13 protein-coding genes are annotated in these 15,517 nt (G+C 75.0%); 10 read left to right on the forward strand and 3 right to left on the reverse strand.

The genetic code is table 11. The features are described from left to right. The first annotated feature begins 251 nt into the window (after positions 1 to 251). Positions 252 to 3,107, forward strand: coding sequence for a glycoside hydrolase family 84 protein (locus tag PS271_RS08560; protein ID WP_398386745.1), 2,856 nt, complete (start codon positions 252 to 254; stop codon positions 3,105 to 3,107). Positions 3,108 to 3,195: 88 nt separating this feature from the next. Here the strand turns inward: PS271_RS08560 and PS271_RS08565 are convergent, their stop codons facing one another. Next, the gene (locus tag PS271_RS08565) at positions 3,196 to 3,732 is read right to left on the reverse strand and encodes an HNH endonuclease (protein ID WP_030366446.1); all 537 of its coding nucleotides are present in this window, start codon (positions 3,730 to 3,732) and stop codon (positions 3,196 to 3,198) included. A gap of 255 nt (positions 3,733 to 3,987) precedes the next feature. Between PS271_RS08565 and PS271_RS08570 the strand changes: the two genes are divergently transcribed. Further along, the gene (locus tag PS271_RS08570) at positions 3,988 to 5,067 is read left to right on the forward strand and encodes a mechanosensitive ion channel family protein (RefSeq protein WP_398381376.1); all 1,080 of its coding nucleotides are present in this window, start codon (positions 3,988 to 3,990) and stop codon (positions 5,065 to 5,067) included. A 79-nt stretch (positions 5,068 to 5,146) separates the two neighbouring features. On the opposite strand, the gene PS271_RS08575 is transcribed toward PS271_RS08570, so the two are convergent. Then, the gene (locus PS271_RS08575) at positions 5,147 to 5,662 is read right to left on the reverse strand and encodes an FBP domain-containing protein (protein ID WP_398386747.1); all 516 of its coding nucleotides are present in this window, start codon (positions 5,660 to 5,662) and stop codon (positions 5,147 to 5,149) included. Between the two features lie 184 nt (positions 5,663 to 5,846). Between PS271_RS08575 and PS271_RS08580 the strand changes: the two genes are divergently transcribed. The 8 genes from PS271_RS08580 (at position 5,847) to PS271_RS08615 (ending at position 15,104) form a co-directional block, all read left to right on the forward strand. After that, entirely contained in the window at positions 5,847 to 6,989 is a 1,143-nt protein-coding gene (locus PS271_RS08580; RefSeq protein ID WP_398386749.1) for an ROK family transcriptional regulator, read from the forward strand. Positions 6,990 to 7,046: 57 nt separating this feature from the next. Beyond that, on the forward strand, positions 7,047 to 8,300 hold the full coding sequence (locus tag PS271_RS08585; RefSeq protein WP_398381377.1) for a 6-phospho-beta-glucosidase: 1,254 nt from the start codon (positions 7,047 to 7,049) through the stop codon (positions 8,298 to 8,300). Further along, the gene (locus PS271_RS08590; RefSeq protein WP_398381378.1) at positions 8,291 to 9,295 is read left to right on the forward strand and encodes an N-acetylglucosamine kinase; all 1,005 of its coding nucleotides are present in this window, start codon (positions 8,291 to 8,293) and stop codon (positions 9,293 to 9,295) included. The genes PS271_RS08585 and PS271_RS08590 overlap by 10 nt, the downstream gene beginning before the upstream one ends. A 435-nt stretch (positions 9,296 to 9,730) precedes the next feature. Beyond that, entirely contained in the window at positions 9,731 to 10,126 is a 396-nt protein-coding gene (melC1, locus tag PS271_RS08595; RefSeq protein ID WP_398381379.1) for an apotyrosinase chaperone MelC1, read from the forward strand. 60 nt (positions 10,127 to 10,186) lie between these two features. Beyond that, positions 10,187 to 11,008, forward strand: coding sequence for a tyrosinase MelC2 (melC2, locus tag PS271_RS08600; RefSeq protein ID WP_398381380.1), 822 nt, complete (start codon positions 10,187 to 10,189; stop codon positions 11,006 to 11,008). A 271-nt stretch (positions 11,009 to 11,279) separates the two neighbouring features. Beyond that, the gene (locus tag PS271_RS08605; RefSeq protein WP_398381381.1) at positions 11,280 to 12,671 is read left to right on the forward strand and encodes a GlnX family signal transduction membrane protein; all 1,392 of its coding nucleotides are present in this window, start codon (positions 11,280 to 11,282) and stop codon (positions 12,669 to 12,671) included. 62 nt (positions 12,672 to 12,733) lie between these two features. After that, positions 12,734 to 13,705, forward strand: a complete 972-nt coding sequence (locus PS271_RS08610; RefSeq protein WP_398386750.1) for a glutamate ABC transporter substrate-binding protein — start codon at positions 12,734 to 12,736, stop codon at positions 13,703 to 13,705. Positions 13,706 to 13,778: 73 nt separating this feature from the next. Further along, positions 13,779 to 15,104: a hypothetical protein gene (locus tag PS271_RS08615; RefSeq protein WP_398381382.1), complete on the forward strand. Its 1,326-nt coding sequence runs from the start codon at positions 13,779 to 13,781 to the stop codon at positions 15,102 to 15,104. Between the two features lie 10 nt (positions 15,105 to 15,114). Here the strand turns inward: PS271_RS08615 and PS271_RS31365 are convergent, their stop codons facing one another. Continuing rightward, complete coding sequence (locus PS271_RS31365; protein ID WP_495656751.1) at positions 15,115 to 15,513, reverse strand: hypothetical protein; 399 nt, start codon at positions 15,511 to 15,513, stop codon at positions 15,115 to 15,117. Positions 15,514 to 15,517 lie beyond the last annotated feature (4 nt).

Raw genomic sequence — 15,517 nt, forward strand, 5'->3', positions numbered from 1 at the left:
GCCGGGCGGCGGGACACCACCCGAATTCCCGTTCACCCGCGGACGTTCGGCTTTCGCCGTCGACGCGCCGGGCAATACAGGCACTTCGGTCACGTGCGTTGACACGCCCACCGGCTGGTGATGGGCTCGCCCCCGTCCGGAGTACCAAGAGGGCGAGGGAGACGGCCGTGCACTTCCGGGGCAGCGACTCCTGCGGCACCTCAGCCGGCGGCCACGGGCCCGCGCGGCCCCGGCGCGCCGGGGTGACCGTCCTGGCGGCGGCCCTGCTCAGCGGCCTGCTGGCGGGCGCGCCCGGGAGCTCGGCCGCGCCCCGCCCGGACGACGCCGCGGCCGCCGCGACCGACCCGCAGAGCGACGGCGCGCTGCCGCCGGTGTGGCCGCGGCCCCAGGCCTCGCGCGCGCTCGGCTCGTTCGCCCCGGCCGGCGACGAGGTCACGCTGATGGCGGAGCCGGGCACGGACCCGTACGCGGTCGAGGCGCTGCGGGAAGTACTGCGCGCGGCGGGCGCCCGTACGGTCGTGGACGCGGCCCCCGGCGGGACGCCGCCCCCCAGCGGGCTGATCGTCTACGCGGGCGGGCGGGGCGCCGAGGAGGCGCTGCGGGCGCTGGGCGCGCCGGAGGCCGGGGACCTGCCGGCCGGAGGCTACCGGCTGGCGACGGGTCAGGTGGCGGGCCGGCCGACGGCGGCGCTCGCGGGCGCGGGTGCCGACGGGCTGTTCCACGCGGTGCAGACGCTGCGGCAGCTCGCGGTGGAGCGGGGCGGCGCGAAGGGATTCGCGGGGGCGGTGGTGCGCGACTGGCCGGGCACGGCCGTACGGGGTCTGTCGGAGGGTTTCTACGGCGAGCCGTGGACGCGCGAGCAGCGGCTGGCGCAGCTGGACTTCATGGGCCGCACCAAGCAGAACCGCTATCTGTACGCGCCGGGCGACGATCCGTACCGGCAGGCCCGCTGGCGCGCCGCCTATCCCGCGGCGCAGCGCGAGGAGTTCCGGGAGCTGGCCGAGCGGGCGCGCCGCAACCACGTGACGCTGGGCTGGGCGGTGGCGCCGGGGCAGGCGATGTGCTTCTCGTCGGCGGAGGACCTGCGGGCGCTCAAGCGCAAGGTGGACGGCATGTGGGCGCTGGGGTTCCGGGCGTTCCAGCTGCAGTTCCAGGACGTGAGCTACAGCGAGTGGCACTGCGGGGCGGACGCGGACGCGTTCGGGTCGGGGCCGAAGGCGGCGGCGAAGGCGCAGGCGAAGGTCGCGGGCGCGCTGGCGGCGCACCTGGCGGCGAAGGGGGCGGAGGCGGCGCCGCTGTCGCTGCTGCCCACCGAGTACTTCCAGGACGGCCGGACGGCGTTCCGGCGGGCGCTCGCGGAGGAGCTCGACCCGCGCGTGGAGGTGGCGTGGACGGGCGTCGGGGTGGTGCCGAAGACCATCACCGGGGGTGAACTGGCGGACGCCCGGGCGGCGTTCGGGCACCCGCTGGTGACGATGGACAACTACCCGGTCAACGACTTCGCGCAGGACCGTATCTTCCTCGGCCCGTACACCGGCCGTGAGCCGGCCGTCGCGGCGGGCTCCGCCGCGCTGCTGGCCAACGCCTCGTCGCAGGCCGCGGTCTCGCGGATCCCGCTGTTCACGGCGGCCGACTACGCGTGGAACCCGCGCGGCTACCGTCCCCAGGACTCGTGGCGGGCCGCGGTCGACGACCTGGCCGGGCCGGACGCGCGCACCCGGGAGGCGCTGCGGGCGCTGGCGGGCAACGACGCGTCGTCGGTGCTCGGGGGCGAGGAGTCGGCGTATCTGCGCCCGCTGCTGGACGCGTTCTGGACCGCCCTGTCGGGGACGGACGCCGCGGCGCGGGACGAGGCCGCGCAGCGGCTGCGGGCCGCCTTCGCGACGATGCGGGACGCCCCGCAGCGGCTGTCGGGGACCTTCGGCGGCGAGGCCGGCCCGTGGCTGGAGCAGCTCGCGCGGCACGGCGAGGCGGGATCGCGGGCGCTGGACATGCTGCTCGCGCAGGCCCGCGGCGACGGCACGGAGGCCTGGCGGGCCCAGCTGGACGTGCAGCGGCTGCGCGGGCGGGTCGAGGACAGCCCGGTGACGGTCGGCAAGGGCGTCCTCACCCCCTTCCTCGACCGGGCGCTGGCCCGGGCGAACGGCTGGACGGGCGTGGACCGGCCGGTGCGCTCGGCGGGCGCGGCGACCGACGGCGATCCGGCCACCGCGTTCACGGGCGCCGCGGGCGAGCCGCTGACCGTACGGCTGGGCCGGCCGCGGCCGCTGACGGCCGTCACGGTGCTCACCGCCCCGGCGCCGGGCGCGCGCGGCACGGCGTGGGCGCACGACGCCGCCAAGGGCTGGCAGCCGCTGGGCGCGGTGTCGGACAGCGGCTGGACGCAGGTGCCGGGCAAGGGCCTCAAGGCGGACGCGCTGCGGGTGGTGTGGGAGGGGGACGGCACGCCGCCGCCCGTCCACGAGATCGCCCCGTGGTTCGCGGACACGCCCACGGCGGACGTCGAGCTCTCGCGCACGGAGGCCGACGCGGAGCTCGGCGGGGCCCCGGCGGCGGTGGACGTACGGATGATCAACCGGCGGCCGGAGCAGGTGCGGGAGAAGCTCACCGTGCGGGCGCCCGACGGGGTCCGGGTCACGGCTCCCGCCGAGGTGAGCGTGGCGCGCGGCGGGGTGGCCACGGCCCGGATCGAGCTCACGGTCCCGGCGGGCGGCTCGGCCCGCACCTTCACCGTGCCGGTGCGCCTGGGCGACCAGGAGCGGACGCTGACCGTGCGGGCCTACCCGCGGGCCGGCGGCCCGGACCTGGCGCGTGACGCCGCCTCCAGGAGCTCCTCGGGCGGCGACGGCCTGTGGCAGCTGGAGCTGGCCCGTCCCGTGCGCCTGGGGCGGCTGGTGCTGCACTGGAAGGACGAGCAGGACGGTCAGGACGCGGCCCGCTGCCGCATTCAGGTGTCCGCGGACGGCCGTACCTGGCGGGACGCGGCCGTGTCCTGCGGCAAGGGCGGAACGGAGCCGGTGCGCGTGGACGCGCCGGACACGCGCTTCGTCCGCGTACAGGGCGGGAAGGCGCTCCGGGGCGTGGAGGCGTACGGGGTGACGCCCTGACCCCGGGGTGATGCCCTGGCCCGCTCCCGCCGTGGAACGCGGCAGGAGCGGGCCGGAAGCGGGCAGGGGCAGAACAATGGCCCGGACCTCAGGCGGAAATGCCGTCGATCCGGGCCATCGCGTCCTCCGCGCCGAATGCCTCCAGATAAGGCAGCCAGCGCGGATCCCTATGGCCCGTGCCGATGATGCGCCAGGCCAGGCCGGACGGCGGCGCGGGCTGGTGGCGCAGCCGCCACCCGAGCTCGGCGACGTGCCGGTCGGCCTTGACGTGATTGCAGCGGCGGCAGGCCGCCACGACGTTCTCCCAGGCGTGCTGGCCGCCGCGGCTGCGCGGGACCACGTGGTCGACGCTGGTTGCGACGCCACCGCAATACGCGCAGCGCCCGCCGTCACGGGCGAAGAGAGCACGGCGGGTGAGCGGGACGGGCCCCCGAAAGGGCACGCGCACGAAGCGTTTGAGGCGAACCACGCTGGGAGCGGGGATGGTGCACGTTGCACTGTGCATATAGGCGCCGGTGTCCTCGAGGCTGACGGCCTTTTCATTGAGGACGAGTATGAGCGCGCGGCGGAGCGGTACGACGCCGAGCGGCTCGTACGACGCGTTGAGGACCAGGACATGCGGCACGGGTGCCTCCTTGTACGCCGGCGGCGCGTGGCTCGCGCCGGGACGATCTCCTGCAAGTGTCCCCCGGCCCCTGGTCGGAGCGCCACCATGACCAGGTAACGGGTCACGGGTGTTTTGGAACACATCTTGTTCATCCCCCGCTCAGGACCGGTCTCATCTCGAACACAGCAACGGACGATCACCTGCGTCCCGATACTCTGGAGGGCCTGCCCGCCCGCGTCAGCGGGCCGGTACCACACACGGAGGGTTCCTGCAGTGTTCTGGTCCGCCGCCCTGGCCGCAGAAGACGCGACGCCCCGTCCTGTCTCTCTCGACGAGGCACAACGGACGGCGAACGACGCCGCCGGCTGGGTCGAGGAGAACTGGTCCATCTGGCTCAGCAACAGCCTGCGCATCATCCTGATCGTGGTCATCGCGGTCGTGATGCGCACCCTGATCCGGCGTGCCATCACCAAGCTCATAGCGCGGATGAACCGCACGGCCTCGGCCGTGGACGGCACGGCCCTCGGGGGCCTGCTGGTCAACGCGGAGCGGCGCCGGCAGCGCTCGGAGGCCATCGGCTCCGTGCTGCGCAGCGTCACCTCGTTCCTGATCATGGGCACGGCGGCGCTCACCGTGCTGTCGGTCCTGAAGATCAATCTGGCCCCGCTGCTGGCGAGCGCGGGCGTGGCGGGCGTCGCCATCGGTTTCGGCGCCCGCAATCTGGTCACCGACTTCCTCTCCGGCGTCTTCATGATCCTTGAGGATCAGTACGGCGTCGGCGACTCGATCGACGCCGGGGTCGCCTCCGGCGAGGTGATCGAGGTGGGCCTGCGCGTGACGAAGCTGCGCGGCGCGGACGGCGAGATCTGGTACGTGCGCAACGGCGAGGTCAAGCGCATCGGCAACCTGAGCCAGGGCTGGGCGACGGCCGGCGTCGACGTCCAGGTCCGCGCGGACGAGGACCTGGACCGGGTGCGCGAGGTCCTCACCCGTACGGGCGAGGAGATGCACAAGTCCGAGCCGTGGACGGAGCGGCTGTGGGAGCCCATCGAGGTCCTCGGCCTGAACGCGATCTACCTGGACTCGGTGGTCATCCGGGTGTCGGCCAAGACCATGCCGGGCAAGGCGCTGGGCGTCGAGCGGGAGTTGCGCTGGCGCATCAAGCAGGCCCTGGACGCGGAGGGGATCCGCATCGTGGGACGCCCGCTCGAAGCGAATCTGGAAACCACGGGGCCGGACCCGATGGCGGCCGTCGCGGCCCCGTCCGCCCTGGCCAACCCGTCCTCGCCGCAGTCGATGGCGACGACGCCGATCCCCCCGCCGGCGGCGCCGGGGATGCCGCTGGGCAAGTGACCCCGGCACCGAACGCGGGACAGGCGAAAGACCAAGCCTGTCCGGCGTCTGAGGACCGGGGTCCGGGGCGGAGCCCCGGCTATGCCGCGGGGGCCTCCCCGCGGCGGACCTTCCGCAGGAAGTCGTCCAAGTTCACGAGCATGCGAGCGACTCGCTCCTCGACGGTCAAGGTCTCCTTGTAACGCATCGCCATCTGCGGCACCTTCCGGCCGCGGACGTAGAGCGAGCAGGCCAGGTCCGCGCACATGTACGCGCCGACCGTGTTGCCCTCGCGCCCGGCGGGGCCGACCCGCCTGGCGGCCAGCAGGGAGACGCCCGAGCCCGGGTGGCTCGTCAGGCACAGCGAGCACATCGTGGCCTTCGCCATGCTCCGCGGCCCGCTCTGCGGCACCCGCAGCGTCACGCCGGTCAGCTTTCCCTCCCGCTCGGCGACGACGTAGCCGCGGTCGGGCGCGCCCGGGTCCCGCCAGCCCAGGAAGTCGAGGTCCTCCCAGGGGAGTTCAGAGAGGTTGCGCGGGAGGGCGATCCGGCGGGCCTCGCCCTTGGAGCAGTTGATGAAGGACGCGCGTATGTCGTGGTCGGCGAGCGGGTGCATGGTCACGGAAATTAACATCGTCCGGGCGGTTCGTCGCCCGATTTTCGGGCGGGGGCGTTGACGCCCGGCCCGGCGGACGCCTACGCTCCCGGTCATCATTAGGAAAGTTTCCTAACAGTTCGTGACCGAGCGTGGAGCCGACGAGATGGCCGGAACCCCGGGGACGCCGCGCGTGCTGCGGGCCATGAACGACCGCGCCGCCCTCGACCTCCTCGTCGCCCACGGCCCCCTCACCCGCACCCGCCTCGGCGAGCTGACCGGCCTGTCCAAGCCCACCGCCTCCCAGCTGCTCACCCGCCTGGAGACGGCCGGCCTGGTGCGGCGCACCGGCAGCGTCACCGGGCGGCCCGGGCCCAGCGCCCAGCTGTACGAGATCGACCCGGGCATCGCCCACGTCGCCGCGCTGGCCGTCGACCCCGAGGGCATCACCGCGCAGGTCGCCGACATCGCGGGCACGGTCGCCGGCGAGCACCGCGTGCGCCCCCAGGAGGGCCGCGAGACGGCGGAGCTCGTCACGCAGGCCGTCGACGGCGCCCTCGCCGCGGCCGGGCTCGGCCGGGACGCCCTGCGCCACACCGTCATCGGCACCCCCGGCGCCCTCGACCCCCGCACCGGCGTCCTGCGCTACGCCCCGCACCTGCCCGGCTGGCAGTCGCGCACCCTGCGCGGCGAGCTCACCGTGGCCCTGGGCACGCCCGTCGTCATCGAGAACGACGTCAACCTCGCCGCCGTCGCCGAGCAGCATTCCGGTGCGGCGCAGGGCTGCGGCGACTACGTCCTGGTGTGGGCGGACGACGGTGTCGGCGCCGCGGTCGTGCTCGGCGGCCGGCTGCTGCGCGGCGCCACGGGCGGCGCCGGCGAGATCGGCTACATGCCGCTGCCGGGCGCGCCGCTCGCCCGCGGCGGGGACGACGCCACGGCCGGCCCCGACGGCGGCGGGGGCTTCCAGATGCTGGTGTCCACCTCTGCCGTCGTCGCGCTGGCCCGCTCCCACGGCATCGAGGCCCGTACGGCTGCGGAGGCGCTCGCCCGCGCGGCGGAGCAGCCGGGCGCCGGCGACGACGTCTTCGCCGAGCTGGGCCGGCGGCTGGCCACCGGGCTCGCGGCCGTCGTCGCCGTGGTCGACCCCGCGCTGGTGGTGCTCTCCGGCGCGGTGTGCCGGGCGGGCGGCGAGCGGCTGCGCGCGATGGCCGAGGCCGAGCTGACCGGGCTGGCCCTGCCCCGGCCGGAGCTGCGGCTGAGCGCCGTCGAGGGCCGCCCGATCCTGACCGGCGCGCTGCGGACGGCGCTCGCCGCGGCCCGGGAGACCGCGTTCGACACGGCCTGAAGTCCCGGCCTCACGGCCTCGCCGCCCCGCCCGGGGCGACCGACGAAGGAGTCACGGTTGAAGCTCGCAGTGGTGGGTGGCGGCTCCACGTACACCCCCGAACTCGTCGACGGCTTCGCCCGGCTGCGCGATGTGCTGCCGGTGACGGAGCTCGTCCTGGTCGACCCGGACGCGCGGCGGCTGGAGCTCGTCGGCCCGCTCGCCCGGCGGATCCTCGCCCGGCAGGGCCACCCCGGCCGCGTCACCTGGACCGCGGACCTGGACGCGGGCGCCGACGGCGCGGACGCCGTCCTGCTGCAACTGCGCGTGGGGGGCCAAGCGGCCCGGCTCCAGGACGAGACGTGGCCGCTGGAGTGCGGCTGCGTGGGTCAGGAGACCACCGGCGCGGGCGGGCTCGCCAAGGCGCTGCGCACGGTCCCGGTGGTGCTGGACATCGCCGAGCGCGTACGGCGGCGCAGCCCGGACGCCTGGATCGTGGACTTCACCAACCCGGTCGGCATCGTGACCCGGGCGCTGCTCGCGGCCGGGCACCGGGCGGTGGGGCTGTGCAACGTGGCGATCGGGTTCCAGCGGAAGTTCGCCCGGCTGCTCGGGGTGGCGCCCGGGGAGGTGGCGCTGGAGCACACCGGCCTCAACCACCTCACGTGGGAGCGGTCGGTGACCGTGGGCGGCCGGGACGTCCTGCCGCGGCTGATCGCCGAGCACGGGGACGCGATCGCCGCGGACCTGCGCATGCCGCGCGCGGTCATGGACCGCCTCGGCGTCGTGCCCTCCTACTACCTGCGCTACTTCTACCGTCACGACGAGGTCGTCCGGGAGCTGCGCGACGGGCCGTCGCGGGCCGCCCAAGTGGCCGCCATGGAGCGGGAGCTGCTGGCCCTGTACGCCGATCCCGCGCTCGACGAGAAGCCGGCGCTGCTGGAGCAGCGCGGCGGCGCCTTCTACTCGGAGGCGGCGGTGGCTCTGACCGCGTCCCTCCTGCGGGACACGGGCGACGTGCAGGTCGTCAACGCCCTCAACAACGGCACCCTGCCCTTCCTCCCGGACGACGCGGTGATCGAAGTGCCGGCGGCCGTGGACGCGCGGGGCGCGCACCCGCGGCCCGTGCGCCCGCTGGAGCCGCTCTTCGCGGGGCTGGTCGCGAGCGTCACGGCGTACGAGCACCTGGCGCTGGAGGCCGCGCTCAAGGGCGGCCGGGAGCGGGTGTTCGCGGCGCTGCTCGCACACCCGCTGGTCGGGCAGCTCGACCACGCCGACCGGCTGACCGACGCCCTCCTCGCGCACAACCGGGACCACCTCCCGTGGGCGTGACGCGCGCGGACGGCGCGCTGCTCGCGGTCGACGCGGGCAACAGCAAGACCGACGTGGTGCTGGTGGGGCCGGACGGAGCGGTGCTGGGGGCCGCGCGCGGCGGCGGCTTCCAGCCGCAGGGCGGGAACGTGCGGAGCGCGGTGGACGGCCTGGCGGAGCTCGTGGAGCGGGCCGTCGCGGTCGCCCGTGCCGCCGGGCCCGCCGCGCTCCCGTACGCCGCCCGCGTCCAGGCCTGCCTGGCCAACTGCGACCTGCCGGTGGAGGAGGAGCGGCTGACCGCGGAGATCGCCGCCCGCGGCTGGGGGCGGGCGGTCGCCGTCGCCAACGACACGTTCGCGCTGCTGCGGGCGGGGCTGCCCGACGGGGCCGAGCCGGTGGGGGTCGCGGTGGTGTGCGGGGCGGGCATCAACTGCGCCGGGCTCGGGCCGGGCGGGCAGGCGGCCCGCTTTCCGGCGCTCGGGCGGTTCTCCGGTGACCTGGGCGGCGGCACGGACCTGGCGGAGGAGGCGCTGTGGTGGGCAGCGCGGGCGGCCGACGGCCGCGGCGGGCCCACCGCGCTGGCGGCCGCCCTGCCCGCGCACTTCGGCCTGGCCGGGATGCCCGCGCTGATCGAGGCGCTGCACCTGGGCGCGGTGGCGGCGGCGCGGCGGCACGAGCTCGTGCCGGTGCTGTTCGCGGTGGCCGCCGCGGGTGATCCGGTGGCCCGCGGGATCGTGGCCCGGCAGGCGGAGGAGATCGTCACCATGGCCGCGGTCGCTCTGGGGCGGCTGGGTCTGCTGGGGGCCGAGGTGCCGGTGGTGCTGGGCGGCGGTGTGCTCGCGGCCCGGCATCCCCTGCTGCACGAGCAGGTGGCGGCCGGGCTGGCGCGGCGCGCGCCGGGGGCCGTGCCGGTGGTGGTGACGGCGCCACCGGTGCTGGGCGCGGCACTGCTGGCGCTGGACGGCGCGGGGGCCCCGGCGGCGGCGTACGGGCGGCTGCGCGCGCACTACGCGTAGGGCGGCGCCTGCACCAGGGGCCACGCAGCGCGCAAGGCGGAGATCCGGGCCGCACGGCCGGAACCCGCCGCACCGCCGCATCCTTCACGTCACGTTCACATCGTGAGAGGCGTCACCACATCCGGCGCCCCACAGGAAGATCTTTCGGCGAACCCCCTCACGGCCGCCAAGTTTCCTGACTCTGCGTCAACAACGTCACGAGTCGGAAATTCCTCTCTCCGCCGCTTGTTGACCGTTCATTTACCCAATGTCCCAAAACCGGCCAACCGTTTTCCTCCCCCTTCCCGATCGTGCGAGAGTCCGCCCCGCACGGATTGATCACGAAATACAACAAGCAACCGTCATCAAAAGGGATTTACGGCTGCATTCGTGACGACTTCCGCTACTGATCGTCCATTCCGCGCCTTGTCGGCGCGTACCCGAGGGGGACCGACCATGTCGTCCAACGTGAGCCGCCGCGTTGTGCTCAGAGGAACCGCCGCTGCCGCCGCCGGCGTGGCGCTGCTCGCCACCGGCGCCCGGGCGGCCGACCACACCGGCCACACCATGGACCACACCGGGCACGAGGGCCACGGCACCGGGCCCGCGGCGTTCGACGAGGTCTACCAGGGCCGCCGCATCGTCGGCCGGCCGGTCACCGGCGGCCACGAGGCCCACCACGGCGGCTTCGCCGTCACGATCGACGGCAAGGAACTGCACGTCATGCAGAACGCCGACGGCTCCTGGATCAGCGTCGTGAACCACTACCAGACGTTCGACCAGCCGCTCGCGCTCACCCGCGCCGCCGTCGAGAAGCTCCGGGGCGCGGTGCTCGTCCCGATCCAGATGTAACCGGCGCACTGCCGCACGCACCCCACGACCCACACTCTCACCCACGAGGACACGAACCCCATGGCAGTGCGCAAGAACCAGGCGAACCTGACCGCCACCGAGAAGCGCAACTTCGTCAACGCCCTGCTGGAGCTCAAGCGCACCGGCGTCTACGACGGCTTCGTCAGAACGCACAACGAGTTCATCATGAGCGACACCGACAACGGCGACCGCGTCGGCCACCGCTCCCCCTCCTTCCTCCCCTGGCACCGCCGCTTCCTGATCCAGTTCGAGCAGGAGCTCCAGAAGGTCGACTCCTCGGTCACGCTCCCCTACTGGGACTGGACCGCCGACCGCACGGCCAACGCCTCGATCTTCGGCGCCGACTTCATGGGCGGCAACGGCCGCAGCCGTGACGCGCAAGTCACCACCGGCCCCTTCGCCTACTCCACGGGCAAGTGGCCCATCAACGTCAGCGTCGACAACCGCAACTTCCTCCAGCGCGAGATGGGCGCCGCGGGCACGCTGCCCACGCGCGCCCAGGTCGACGCCGTCCTCGCCATGCCGGTCTACGACACGGCCCCGTGGAACAGCGCCTCCGAGGGCGGCTTCCGCAACTACCTGGAGGGCTGGCGCGGCGCGGGTCGCATCCACAACAGCGTCCACGTGTGGATGGGCGGCCAGATGGCCACCGGCGTCTCCCCCAACGACCCGGTCTTCTGGCTGCACCACGCCCACATCGACAAGCTGTGGTCCGACTGGCAGCGCATGCACCCCTCCTCGGCCTACCTGCCGGCCGCAGGGACCGCGAACGTCGTCGACCTCAACGACACCATGCGCCCCTGGAACAACGTCACCCCGGCCCAGATGCTCGACCACCGCGCGTACTACACGTACGCGTAAGGCACGGCGTCCCCGTACGGCACGGCGTACACGTAAGACACAGCACGTCACAGGCGCACGCGCGCCCGGCCCGGTGCGGGGAACCGCACCGGGCCGGCGGGCGTGATGGGGGACGAGGGCCGCCACGGGCCCGGGTGCGGAGCGCGACCGCACACAAGATCGGTCCCGCACCGGTGTTTTTGCCGGTTCTTGCGGCCATACTGCTGGCCGGGCACCTGTTCCCCCGCGCGCCGGGCGACGGGCCGCCCTCAGCGACCGAGGGGGAGGTCACGTGTCACAGCCGCAGCCGGCGGGGGGAAAGCCAGGGGCGCCCGCCCGCAGCGCCGCCGTCCCGGCCTGGCGCGAGGCGCTCGACCGCGTGCGGGCCGCGGCCGTCACCGAGCCCGGCCGGCTGCGCGCCATCGGCGCCGTCCTGGCCCTGGTCCTCGTGGCGTTCGGGGCCGTCACCGCCTGGCAGGTCGCCTCCAGGGAAGCGGCGGCCGACGCCGTCGTCGGCACCAGCCAGCCGCTCAGCGCCGACGCGGCCGCCATCTACCGCTCCCTCGCCGACGCCGACACCACGGCCGCGAGCGGCTTCCTCGCGGGCGGCCAGGAGCCGCCCGTGGTCCGGAAGCGCTACGAGAAGGACATCGCGCTCGCCTCGCGGCTGCTCGTCAAGGCCGCGGCCGCCGGCGGGCCCTCGGGCGCGGCCCGCGACCGGATCGCCACGCTCAACGAAGGCCTGCCGCGCTACACCGGCCTCGTGGAGGCCGCGCGCGCCAACAACCGCCAGGGCCTGCCGCTCGGCGGCGCCTACCTGCGCTACGCGGGCGACCGGATGCGCGAGGAGCTGCTGCCCGCCGCCCGCGGCCTGTACGAGGCCGAGACGGACCGCCTCGGCTCGGACTACGACGACGCGCAGTCCTGGCCGTGGGCCGGCCTGGCCCTCGGCGCCGTCGCCCTCGGCGCACTGACCTGGGCCCAGCGGCGCAACTACCTGCGCACGAACCGGGTCTTCAACCACGGCCTGCTGGCGGCCACCGCGGGCACCGCCGTCGTCCTGCTGTGGCTCGTCGCCGGCCACGCCGTGGCCCGCTCCGGCCTGGAGGGCTCCTACGCCCACGGCGCGAGATCCCTGCAAGCGCTGACCGAAGCCCGGATCGGCTCGCTCCAGGCCCGCGCCGACGAGAACCTCACGATGGTCGCCCGCGGCGCCGTGCTCACGAAGAACGGCGACGACCAGTACGAGAGCAACTACCGCGCCGGCATGGGCCGGCTCATAGGCGGCGACCAGGGGCCGGCCCGCGCGGGCAGCCTGCTGGACCGCGCCCGCTCCCTCGCCGACGACGCCGGGGGCCGCGCGCCGGTCGACGCCGCGATCAGGAACGTCCGCACGTGGCAGCAGCGCCACGGCGAGGTGCGGGTGCTCGCCGACGACCGCGGCGACTACAAGGACGCCTTGCAGAAGGTCATCGGTGACGAGGACAGCACCGGCGCGTCCTTCGACCGCGTGGACACCGAACTGGAGCGCGCGCTCGCCTACGAGCAGGACGAGTTCCGGCAGGCGGCCGACGACGGGCGCGGCGCGTTCTCGGGCCTGGCCGCCGGAGCGGCCGTACTGACCGTCCTCGGCGCGGCCGGCGCCGTGGCCGGCATCGGGCGCAGGCTGTCGGAGTACCGGTGAGGCCGGTGCTGCGGGAGGAGGGGGAGACCGTGGGACAGACCCGTACGGCACGGCGGCTGCGGATGCGGTCCCGGCCCGCGGCGGTGGCTTCGGCGGCCGCGTGCGCCCTCGCCGCGGTGGCCGCGGCCCTGCTGCCCACCGGAGGCGGGCCCGCGCAGGACCGGCCGGCGCGCTCCGCGTCCGCCGCACACGCCGCGCCCGCCCCGGGCCCCGAAGCCGCGCCCGCGCAGTGCACCGACCCCGAGGCGAGCCTGCGGCCCGCGGGCGACACCGACGGGCCGGCCGTGCAGCGCATCAAGGCCCGCGGCCGGCTGATCGCGGGCGTCGACCAGAACAGCTACCGCTGGGGCTACCGCAACCCCGCCGACGGCGAGCTGAGCGGCTTCGACATCGACCTCGTCCGGGCCATCGCCAAGGACATCCTCGGCGACCCCGGCAAGGTCACCTTCCTCGCGATCCCCACGAGCCGGCGCATACCCGCCCTGCAAACGGGCAAGGTGGACATCGTCGCCCGCACGATGACCATCACCTGCGACCGGATCAAGCAAGTGGCGTTCTCCACGGCGTACTTCGAGTCCGGGCAGCAGGTCATGGTGCCCAAGGGGTCACCGGTGACCGCGTTCGACGACTCGCTGAAGGGGAAGAAGGTCTGTACGGCGGAGGGGTCCACGTCCGAGGTCAAGGTCCGGGAGGAACCGCACGGTTCGTCCCGGCTCACCGTCCCCAACCACCTGGACTGCCTGGTGCGGCTCCAGCTCGGCGAGGTCGACGCGGTCGTCAACGACAGGGCGCTGGCGGCCGGCCAGGCGGCCCAGGACCCGTCCGTGCAGCTCGTCGGAAAGCCGTTCACCACCGAACCGTACGGCGTGGCGATGAACCTCGCGGACACGGACCTGGTACGCCGGGTCAACAAGGTGCTGGAGGACTACCGCAGCGGCGGCGCCGCGAGCCTGTGGATGAAGGCGTACGAGCGGTGGCTCGCCAGCGACCTGAAGGGGATCACCGCCCCGCCGGAGCCCAAGTACCGGGACTGACGGCGGGCCGGGGAGCACGGCCGTAACGGACATCGGCCCGCGGCGCGCGCCGCGGACGGGAGAGAGGGGATCGATGGCGGTCGCGGAGCCCACCGGGCCGGCCTTGACCCGCGAGGAGGCGGACCGCGCCCTGGCCAGGCTCGGCGCGGAGCACGAGGCCGTCGAATCCTCGCTGCTCGCCCTCCAGGACCACGCGGGGCGGCGCCTGCTGGAGGGAGCGGAGCTCACCGGCGAGACCAGGAGCCGGTGGGCGGCCGCCGAGGCCCTCATCGGGCAGCTGTGGGCGTACTTCGACGCCTACACCGCCGCCCTGACCACCGCCCGCGAGCTGCGCTCCCGCCGCCGCTGGCCCACCCAGGGCGAGCTGTCCGAGCTCACCGAACTGCTGCGCGGCTCCGGCATCACGCTGGCCGCCCACGGCGCAACCGGCGCCGCGGGCCTGACGGCGGGGACGGCGGGCCTGACCGCCCGGCTCAGCGAGCGGCTGAGCCTGCAGGACCTGCTGGACCGCATGAACGGCTGGTACGCCCAGGCCCTCGACGTCGTCGTCATCGCCGACGCCGTGTGGTCCGCGCTGCCCGCCCGGATCGACATGCTCGCCGCCGAACTGCGGCGCACCCGCTCGCTGGCCCACTCGGTGGGCGTGCGGCCCGGCGAGCACCCCTCCGGCGACGACCTGGAGCAGATCACGCGGGAACTGACCGTGCTGCGCGCCGAGGTGATAGGGGATCCGCTGGCCTTCTGGGCCGGTGCCTCGCCCAGCTCGGCGCCGGGCGGCGGCCGCCCCGACACCACGCGCTACGACCGGGCCGCGCGGGCCCTGGAGGACGTCCGCCGGGAGGTCGAGGCCGTCCTCGACGTGCGGCAGGACGCCGAGCAGCGGCTGATGCGCGTGCGCGACGTCCTCTCGCGCGCGGACCGCACGCTCAACGAGGCCCGGCAGGCGCGCGCCGAGGTCCTCTCGAAGATCGCCGCCTCCGTGGTGCCGGCCGTGTCGGGCCCGCCCACGGCGCTCTACGAGCAGCTGTCGGCCGCCGCCGAGCACCGCAGGCACGCGCGCTGGCACCGGCTGTCGCCGCTCCTGGAGGGGCTGGAGGAGCGCGCGGAGGAGGAGCTGCTGCGCGCCCGCGAGTCGCTGACGGCGGTCACGGCCCCGCTGGCGGTCCGGGCGGAGCTGCGCGGCCGCCTGGACGCGTACAAGGCGAAGACCGCCCGGCACGGCCTCGCGGAGGACTCGCTGCTCGTCGAGCGCTATGACGCGGCACGGCGCATGCTGTGGAGTGCGCCGTGTGATCTGGTCGCCGCCGAGGCGGCCGTCATGCGCTATCAGCAGGCGCTGGCCGAGGCGCTGGCGGCGGGTGCCGGGGAGCGGGCCACGGGGTGGAGGGGGGAGTCATGAGCGGGGCGTGTCAGCGGCCGGGGTGTGCCGGTTCGTACGAGGACGTCGGCGGCGGTGAGCTGTACTGCGACACGTGCGGCCTGGCGCCGGTCGTGTCGCCGAACGGGACGGTGGGCTCGCCGGCCACCGGGGTCACGGGGGGCGCGAGAGGCTCCGGAGGCTCGTCGTCGAAAGGCAGCGGGTCGAAGGGCAGCGGCTCGAAGGGCAGCGGGCCGGGTTCGCAAGGGTCGTCGTCCCGGTCCGGCTCGGCGCGCTCGGCGTCGTCGCGCCGCTCGGTGTCGGGGCGGCTCTCGCGCTCGCGGCCGGGGTCCGAGGGCTCGGCGTCGGCGTCGCGGACGGTGTCGGTGCGCAGCTCCGGCTCGCTGCCCGCGGGTTCGGGCCGCGGCAAGCTGGGGGCCGGGCTGGTCAAGGTT

The organism is Streptomyces sp. SCA2-17 (genome assembly GCF_044336695.1).